This is a genomic window from Paenibacillus dendritiformis, from assembly GCF_015845845.1.
GTDB classification, from domain to species: Bacteria; Bacillota; Bacilli; order Paenibacillales; family Paenibacillaceae; genus Paenibacillus_B; species Paenibacillus_B dendritiformis_C.
Genome location: NZ_LDIG01000089.1, coordinates 1 through 6574 on the forward strand (window position 1 = coordinate 1; position 6574 = coordinate 6574).

The following is a 6574-nucleotide window of genomic DNA, read 5'->3' on the forward strand; positions in this document are numbered from 1 at the left end:
TACCGGAAGAAATTCAATGAAGTCCCTAAGCATCAACACAAACGTGCCCTCGTCTTAACGGCAAGAAAACTTGTGCGTCTGGTCGATGTGCTGCTACGCAACGACCAACTCTATACGCCCAGAAGGAAGGTGAAGCCGACAGAGCAATAATGCCTTGGCTCATGAATTTTCTTCTCTAATTCCCAGTTAAATTATGGTAATTAACTCCATTTTCAACTGGGTCTAGTTTGGTGATGCCTTTTTTGGGATTGATCCTGCTGCACGCCAAGGAAATTTTCCAATTCTCATAAATCAGGGACTTGACATCATACCGCTGGACTTAGCTATTTCCAACCTCTCTATGCATACATTATAAACAACAATACTCCGCAAGATATGACTCGATCGGGCTAGATCCTGAACGGTTATGTGACGGTTATGTGACATTCATCACACCAGCATCAGCTCATGCAGTGCCGCGGCAGGAAGGTTTGTCCCCCATCAAGCAAGAAAGCCCGCCCTTCAGGCAAGCTTTCCTTCCTTTATATACTCACTTTAGCGCCGCTTGATTTATCGTTTCAATCACGCCGGTCAGTTCCATCAAGTTGGTTATGTGGTGTTCGGGACGGATATCGCCGGTTAATGCGACGCCCTTGCGATTGATCCAGGCATGATGCATCCCGACATTCTGGGCCCCTGCTATATCTGTAGTCAGCTTGTCCCCAACCATCAATCCTTCATGAGGGCCGATGCCCAGCAAGGACATCGCATGGCGGAACAGGCTTGGCGCAGGCTTCCCTTCCGGATGATGACCGGAGATGACGATATGATCGAAGAATGGAATGATATCCGGGATGCCATCAAGCTTCTCCTGCTGCAAATCCGGAGCCCCGTTCGTCAAGAGGAGCAACTGATAATGAGGCTTCAACGTTCGCAAAATATCGTACGTCTCCTCATATACGTAAGAACGCGCCCGCCGTTCGCGCATGAAACGCTCCGCCAGCTCTGCCCCCAACGACTCATCCTCGCAACCTGACTGTCGAAGACCGGCCGTCCAAGAGGCGGTACGGTATGCCGGCGCCAGCTTCTGCAGGCTGCGGAATTGCGCATGCTCTCCCCCGGTAAAATGCCCCCACAATGCCTCGAACGGATTGATGCCAATGTTGGTCGTGAAGGCATAGGTTTCATAGCTTTCATATAATGATCTTGCAGCATTCCGCACTTCCGTCTCCAATTGTTCCGCATCAACCCCCGCTTTCGAGTGTGCATATTGGCACACAGCGGCAAAGGCTTCCTCCACACACCGCTCATCCCACAGGAGCGTATCATCCAGATCGAATAATACGGCACGAATGGCCATTGCGTCTCCCCCTTGTCTCCACTCCCGGCATAACCTATTTCTTCGGCTTCACGAAGACGACCTTGTCCGACTGCTCCGTCTCATTGGACTTGCCGTTCTTGTCTGTTTTCAAATTCTCTTCGAACTCAATCCGGTTTTGAGCAGCGAACTGCTGCAGCCGCGCATGCATCGCTTCGATGTCATAGCGGTTCATCATGCGCGAGAACACCCAGTTCGACCCTTTGCCGTTCTTTTCAATAACGATGAAGCCCGGCTGATACGTTATTTTTTTGATGTCCTCCACTTTGAGCGTACGCAGCCGATTCCATTTTGTCGTGCTTAGTTCGTCTTTTGTGACCCGCAAAAAAGGCCGGCGCAAAAACAGCATCAATGCCAATGCCAAATAACAAATAACAGTTACCCAATACAGGGTCGGGGACGGCAGGTTCGTGCCGACACTGCCAAGCAGCGCATAAATGATCGTGAACCCGGTCAATATCAAAGGAAGAATAAAATTCCGGCCCTTGAATTCATCGAACGCAACCGCATGGGAAGCGATCCCCGGCTTCCCCTGCTTTTTGCGTTGCTTGTTCAACTGAGCGCTGTTGCGCCGTACTTGACGTTCCCAACTACGCGACATCCCATCCAGACCTCCTATATGCTGAACACTCTAATGAACGATGTTTCCCGATTGATAGTTCTGTTCGCCTTCTTCGTCTTCCACATAGCGAATCCTGTCCAACTTGTTGCGTACCTGCTGCCGGAACAATACAAGGTATTGCTCTCTCAGCGCGGCCCGTTCCGCAAGTTCCTCTGAGTTCAGCCCTACGCTCTTATGCTTGCGGGCCAGCTCATTGATGCGCGCGATTAATTTATCCATATTCATCTTGTACCCTCCATACACTGGTGCATATCTTCTACTTTGACATGCTGCATCAGCCTTGTCAAGCAAGCTGACAGCGATAGAATACAAGAAGCGGCTCTTCGGCCTCAGCCGGTGAGAAGAGCGATGCTGCGAGAACAATGATCCCGGCCTCAGCCGAATTATCGTCAAGAAAGTATCGGCACGACAAGGACGATGCCGGATTGCAGCGTATGTCCCCTTAAATCATTCAACTGAATGATCTTGTATATGTACTCCCGGGTATCCATCCCGTTCGGTTTGTATTCCGTGGCGATTTCCCACAGGCTATCCCCAGGCTGAACAAGCACTCGCTCCGTAATTACAGAAGGCTGCCCGGATACAGCGTCGTCATCCCCCCATGCTTGTACGATTCCCGCGCACAAAAGGAACAGCAGGCCGGAGAGCAGTACCGCTCGAATCAATTTCCTTCTATTATAACGCTTCTGCTTTACACGTTGACGCAGCGTTGATCTTGCTTCCGTTCGATATGCGTAACTCCGTCTCGGGCTATATACCATTTGACTCATGTCCGCTCACTCCCCAAACACTTGTTCTATTCTTAATGTCCATAATGTAACACGAACATACGTTCAGGTCAACCGTTATTAAGGAACGTGCGTTCTCTTTTTTTGTTCCCCAAATCCGAATATGGGATATGTCTTGAAAGGAAAACGAATAAACCGCATAAAATCAATGATTTTTTAGAACTTACGTTTGTGCGAACGGAGGTTCTATGGTATAATTTTGACAAAAGAGCATTCATTGGAGTTGATATATTTGTCTAAAATATCAAGTCGACAACAAGCGATCCTTGATTTTATACGTGATGAAGTCCGCACCAAGGGCTATCCTCCTTCCGTGAGAGAGATCGGGGAAGCTGTCGGCCTCGCATCGAGTTCCACGGTGCACGGTCATCTGGATCGGCTGGAGAAGAAAGGCTTTATCCGCCGGGACCCGACGAAGCCAAGAGCGATCGAGCTGCTAAGCGAACAGTCGGATCGCCATTCAGAGTTCAGCCATGCCGTAGTACGCGTTCCCGTCATCGGGAAGGTAACGGCCGGCGAACCGATTACGGCGACAGAGAACATCGAAGATTATTTCCCTCTTCCGGTGCATATGGTGGGAGACGATGAGAACATCTTCATGCTATCCGTTGTCGGCGACAGCATGATTGAAGCCGGTATACATAACGGAGACTATGTTATCGTCCGCCAGCAGCAGACCGCGAACAACGGCGATATCGTCGTGGCCATGACCGAGGAGAACGAGGCAACGGTGAAGACCTTCTACAAGGAACGCGATCATATCCGGCTTCAGCCGGAGAATCCAACTTTTGAGCCGATCCGGTTGAAGCATGTGACGATCCTGGGCAAAGTGATTGGATTGTTCCGTGATTTTCATTAATCCTTGCAGCATGGGTGCAAATGTGGAGAAAGCCGCTTTGAGTACAGGCATTTCTGTATTCGGAAGCGGCTTTTTGACGTGTCAGGGCGGTATAACGTGATTAATTCCGGGAACGATGTGGTAAGTTATGTTACATGACGAACTTCGAAAAATCCAATCGAGAGGTGATTGCATCATCACATCCAATCAGCAGACGAAGCAGACCTTGCCCGCCCAGCATCAGAACCGCCAACCAGGCCTCGAGACGGACATGAATACGCGTCCGCAATTCGAATGCCATTCCTATTCGGCTGCGGGCAAGCTGAAGAACAAGGTTGCCCTTATTACCGGCGGCGACAGCGGCATTGGCCGCTCGGTCGCCGTGGCGTTCGCCAAGGAAGACGCCGACATCGCCATTGTGTATTTGAATGAGCATGACGATGCCAAGGAAGCGAAGCGGCATGTCGAGGAGACCGGACGCCGCTGCCTGCTTATCGACGGTGACATCGGAGAAGAATCGTTCTGCGAGCAAGCGGTGGAACAGACTGTGAAGGAGCTCGGGAAGCTGGACATATTAGTCAATAATGCCGGTGAGCAGCATCCGCAGGAGCGCATAGAAGACATTACAGACGCACAGCTTCAACGTACATTCAAGACCAACATATTTGCGATGTTCTATCTGACGAAGGCGGCAATGTCCCAATTGAAACGGCATTCTGGCGTTATCATTAACACCGCCTCCGTCACCGCGTATCGGGGAAGCGCGAATTTGTTGGATTAGTTCCGCCACCAAGCGACCTGGACAGCCTCAAGAGCTCGCTCCCAGCTACGTGTATCTAGCCAGCGCGGATTCCTCTTACGTCACCGGACAGATTCTGCATGTCAACGGCGGCGAAATCATTAATGGCTGACACACTCAAAGCTTAGGCCATTACCAAGGGAAGCACTCGATTTCGCGCGTTAACCTTTATGCCACCAAGACTCGACGATTTGATGAGCGACAGCCGGATTATATCCTCTCCCAATCAGATATGATACGGCTGCCGCTTCGCGGAGCGCATGCTCAACGGATATTGTTTGCGCTTCTTTTAGTCCGTTTATCACCCATGGCTCCACGATCTGCAGTGTTTCAATCTTCAAATTTTGCGTCTCCGGATAATAATGCGGACAGAACTGCGAAGAAGAATAAGGATGAATGTGTGACCCCGGGTGAACATTCATGGGGTATGGCTGGTATTGGTAACTCACGGAAAAACATCTCCCTTCATATGTCATACCCCTAACATATGCCTATCGCTCGAATGTGCTCCTGGACATGAGGAGAAACGTGCAGCTTGTGCTCAAAAGCCGGACATAAAAAAACAGCCCTGCTGACTAAGCAGGGCCTCGAACAGAAGGTGGCCTTTTCGCGCACATGCGCAAGGCACTGTCTCATCAGGACCTATTAATAAATAAATGCGCGAGAAACGATTACAAGCAGAATAAACAACACCAAAATTACGCCTGTCGAGGTCCAGAGCCCTCCAACGCCACAAGTAACTCCACTCATTTGAGTTACCTCCTTTCTCTTGGTACTCCCATGATATTAGAATTACGGACGGTTTGACTTGGCTATAACCCATAGGCATAAATTTGGGCCGTTCGTGCGAACCATGCTCCCAAAAGAGCGACCTGCTCTCTCCCGAAAACCAAAGTGTCTGGCCTAAATTTTTCATGTTAATTTTCTTGGAGCTATAGCACAGTCATTTAAAGCAATGGCTCATATTGTAGTATGGAAAGGAGGTGGCTTGAATGAGACGTCATCGTAAAGCAATCACGGTCATTCTTAAGGAAGGGCAGAAAGTGTTGGTCGTGTGCAAAAAACGGAGAAGACATTTTTGGTAATATCATTTTTTGGAGCGCCGTTGAACCTTAGCGTTGGTGCTCCATCCCCCTTCGCTGACGGCCTTTTTCTAGCCTTTCGGCGTCTTGATTGAAATGCAGTTTTGCTGCTTTTGGGGCACCTCCCCGTGTATATCCGCAAGAAAAAAGCCTCGGAGTATCCGAGGCCACTGAAAAAGTTCCTTGATGTAGGAAAGGTACAGCTACTCAAGAAAAATGATGAGGGCTGTACCTTTTTTCTTGTATAATTAGGGGTTGCTGAACGAAAGAAAAATCCAGTAGCAGCAAGGGTTTAGCGCCTCTTTTGTCGAATTCAAGTGCAAGGAAAACGGGTTTATCCCGTGAAAAACCGTGCACGTGGAGGTGTCCAGATTGTATCAGCGAACCGAGAGCCAAATGATCTTGCCAGGCGACTTCTTCCTTCCGTTCGGCGGGAAGCTGCGGAAGATAACCGCTGGGTATTGCTGGCCCAGATGATTCCGTGGTGGAAGCTCGAAGAGAAATATGCGAAGAACTTTAAGAAGAGCCTCAAGGGTCAAAAGGCCGTATCGATCCGTGTCGCGCTCGGCGCCCTCATTATTCAGGAGCGGCTCGGCACCGACGATCGGGAGACGCTTCGTCAGATTCTGGAGAACCCGTATCTGCAGTACTTCCTCGGTCTGCCGGAATACCAGTACCGCCGTCCGTTTCACCATTCTCTCATGACACACTTCCGCAAGCGGCTGGGCGGCGAGATCCTTGATGAAGTGAATGAGTGGATCGCCCTTGAAGAAGCGCGCAAGTCCAGCGAATCGGATGATTCATCGGACGACAATGAACCTGGCAGCGGAACTGCCGCAGCGTCCGACGAGCCGTCAGAACCGCAGCCGCGGCAGATGGAACTGACGAACGAGGGCGAACTGCTGCTGGATGCGACCTGCGCGCCGGCGGACATCGCCTACCCGACGGATCTGTCTCTTCTGAATCAGGCCAGAGAAAAGCTGGAGAAAATCATCGACATCCTGCATGAACCGGAACGCGGAAAGACTCGCAAGCCAAGAACATACCGGGAGCGTGCCCGCAAAGCCTATCTGGCGATTGCCAAGCAA

Annotated in this window: 7 protein-coding genes and 3 pseudogenes; 4 read left to right on the forward strand and 6 right to left on the reverse strand. The window is 50.5% G+C overall.

Features of this window, described 5'->3' with window-relative positions; translation table 11 throughout:
• Positions 1-150: pseudogene (locus ABD76_RS06755) on the forward strand (IS110 family transposase); the annotation flags it as partial.
• A gap of 379 nt (positions 151-529) precedes the next feature.
• Here ABD76_RS06755 and ABD76_RS06760 read toward each other — a convergent pair.
• The 4 genes from ABD76_RS06760 to ABD76_RS06775 all read right to left on the reverse strand — a co-directional run bounded on the left by ABD76_RS06760 (position 530) and on the right by ABD76_RS06775 (position 2749).
• Positions 530-1339, reverse strand: a complete 810-nt coding sequence (locus ABD76_RS06760) for an HAD family hydrolase (RefSeq protein ID WP_197255392.1) — start codon at positions 1337-1339, stop codon at positions 530-532.
• Between the two features lie 34 nt (positions 1340-1373).
• Complete coding sequence (locus ABD76_RS06765; RefSeq protein WP_197255393.1) at positions 1374-1958, reverse strand: methyltransferase; 585 nt, start codon at positions 1956-1958, stop codon at positions 1374-1376.
• A gap of 30 nt (positions 1959-1988) precedes the next feature.
• Entirely contained in the window at positions 1989-2204 is a 216-nt protein-coding gene (locus ABD76_RS06770; protein WP_197255394.1) for a DUF896 domain-containing protein, read from the reverse strand.
• A 164-nt stretch (positions 2205-2368) separates the two neighbouring features.
• Positions 2369-2749 carry a LysM peptidoglycan-binding domain-containing protein gene (locus tag ABD76_RS06775; RefSeq protein WP_197255395.1) on the reverse strand — a complete coding sequence of 127 codons (381 nt, stop codon included), beginning with the start codon at positions 2747-2749 and terminating at the stop codon, positions 2369-2371.
• Between the two features lie 250 nt (positions 2750-2999).
• Between ABD76_RS06775 and lexA the strand changes: the two genes are divergently transcribed.
• On the forward strand, positions 3000-3626 hold the full coding sequence (gene lexA / locus ABD76_RS06780; RefSeq protein WP_197255396.1) for a transcriptional repressor LexA: 627 nt from the start codon (positions 3000-3002) through the stop codon (positions 3624-3626).
• Positions 3627-3753: 127 nt separating this feature from the next.
• Positions 3754-4516 (forward strand): annotated as a pseudogene (locus ABD76_RS06785) (SDR family oxidoreductase).
• 49 nt (positions 4517-4565) lie between these two features.
• Here the strand turns inward: ABD76_RS06785 and ABD76_RS06790 are convergent.
• Complete coding sequence (locus ABD76_RS06790) at positions 4566-4853, reverse strand: hypothetical protein (RefSeq protein WP_338125065.1); 288 nt, start codon at positions 4851-4853, stop codon at positions 4566-4568.
• A gap of 196 nt (positions 4854-5049) precedes the next feature.
• Complete coding sequence (locus tag ABD76_RS29310; RefSeq protein ID WP_234399621.1) at positions 5050-5154, reverse strand: sporulation protein YjcZ; 105 nt, start codon at positions 5152-5154, stop codon at positions 5050-5052.
• A gap of 704 nt (positions 5155-5858) precedes the next feature.
• Between ABD76_RS29310 and ABD76_RS06795 the strand changes: the two are divergent.
• Positions 5859-6574 (forward strand): annotated as a pseudogene (locus ABD76_RS06795) (transposase); the annotation flags it as partial.

Coding starts and splice junctions, on each gene's coding strand:
- ABD76_RS29310 (WP_234399621.1), bottom strand. CDS start 5,154: ATGAGTGGAGTTACTTGTGGCGTTGGAGGGCTCTGGACCTCGACAGGC.
- ABD76_RS06770 (WP_197255394.1), bottom strand. CDS start 2,204: ATGAATATGGATAAATTAATCGCGCGCATCAATGAGCTGGCCCGCAAG.
- ABD76_RS06765 (WP_197255393.1), bottom strand. CDS start 1,958: ATGTCGCGTAGTTGGGAACGTCAAGTACGGCGCAACAGCGCTCAGTTG.
- ABD76_RS06775 (WP_197255395.1), bottom strand. CDS start 2,749: ATGAGTCAAATGGTATATAGCCCGAGACGGAGTTACGCATATCGAACG.
- ABD76_RS06760 (WP_197255392.1), bottom strand. CDS start 1,339: ATGGCCATTCGTGCCGTATTATTCGATCTGGATGATACGCTCCTGTGG.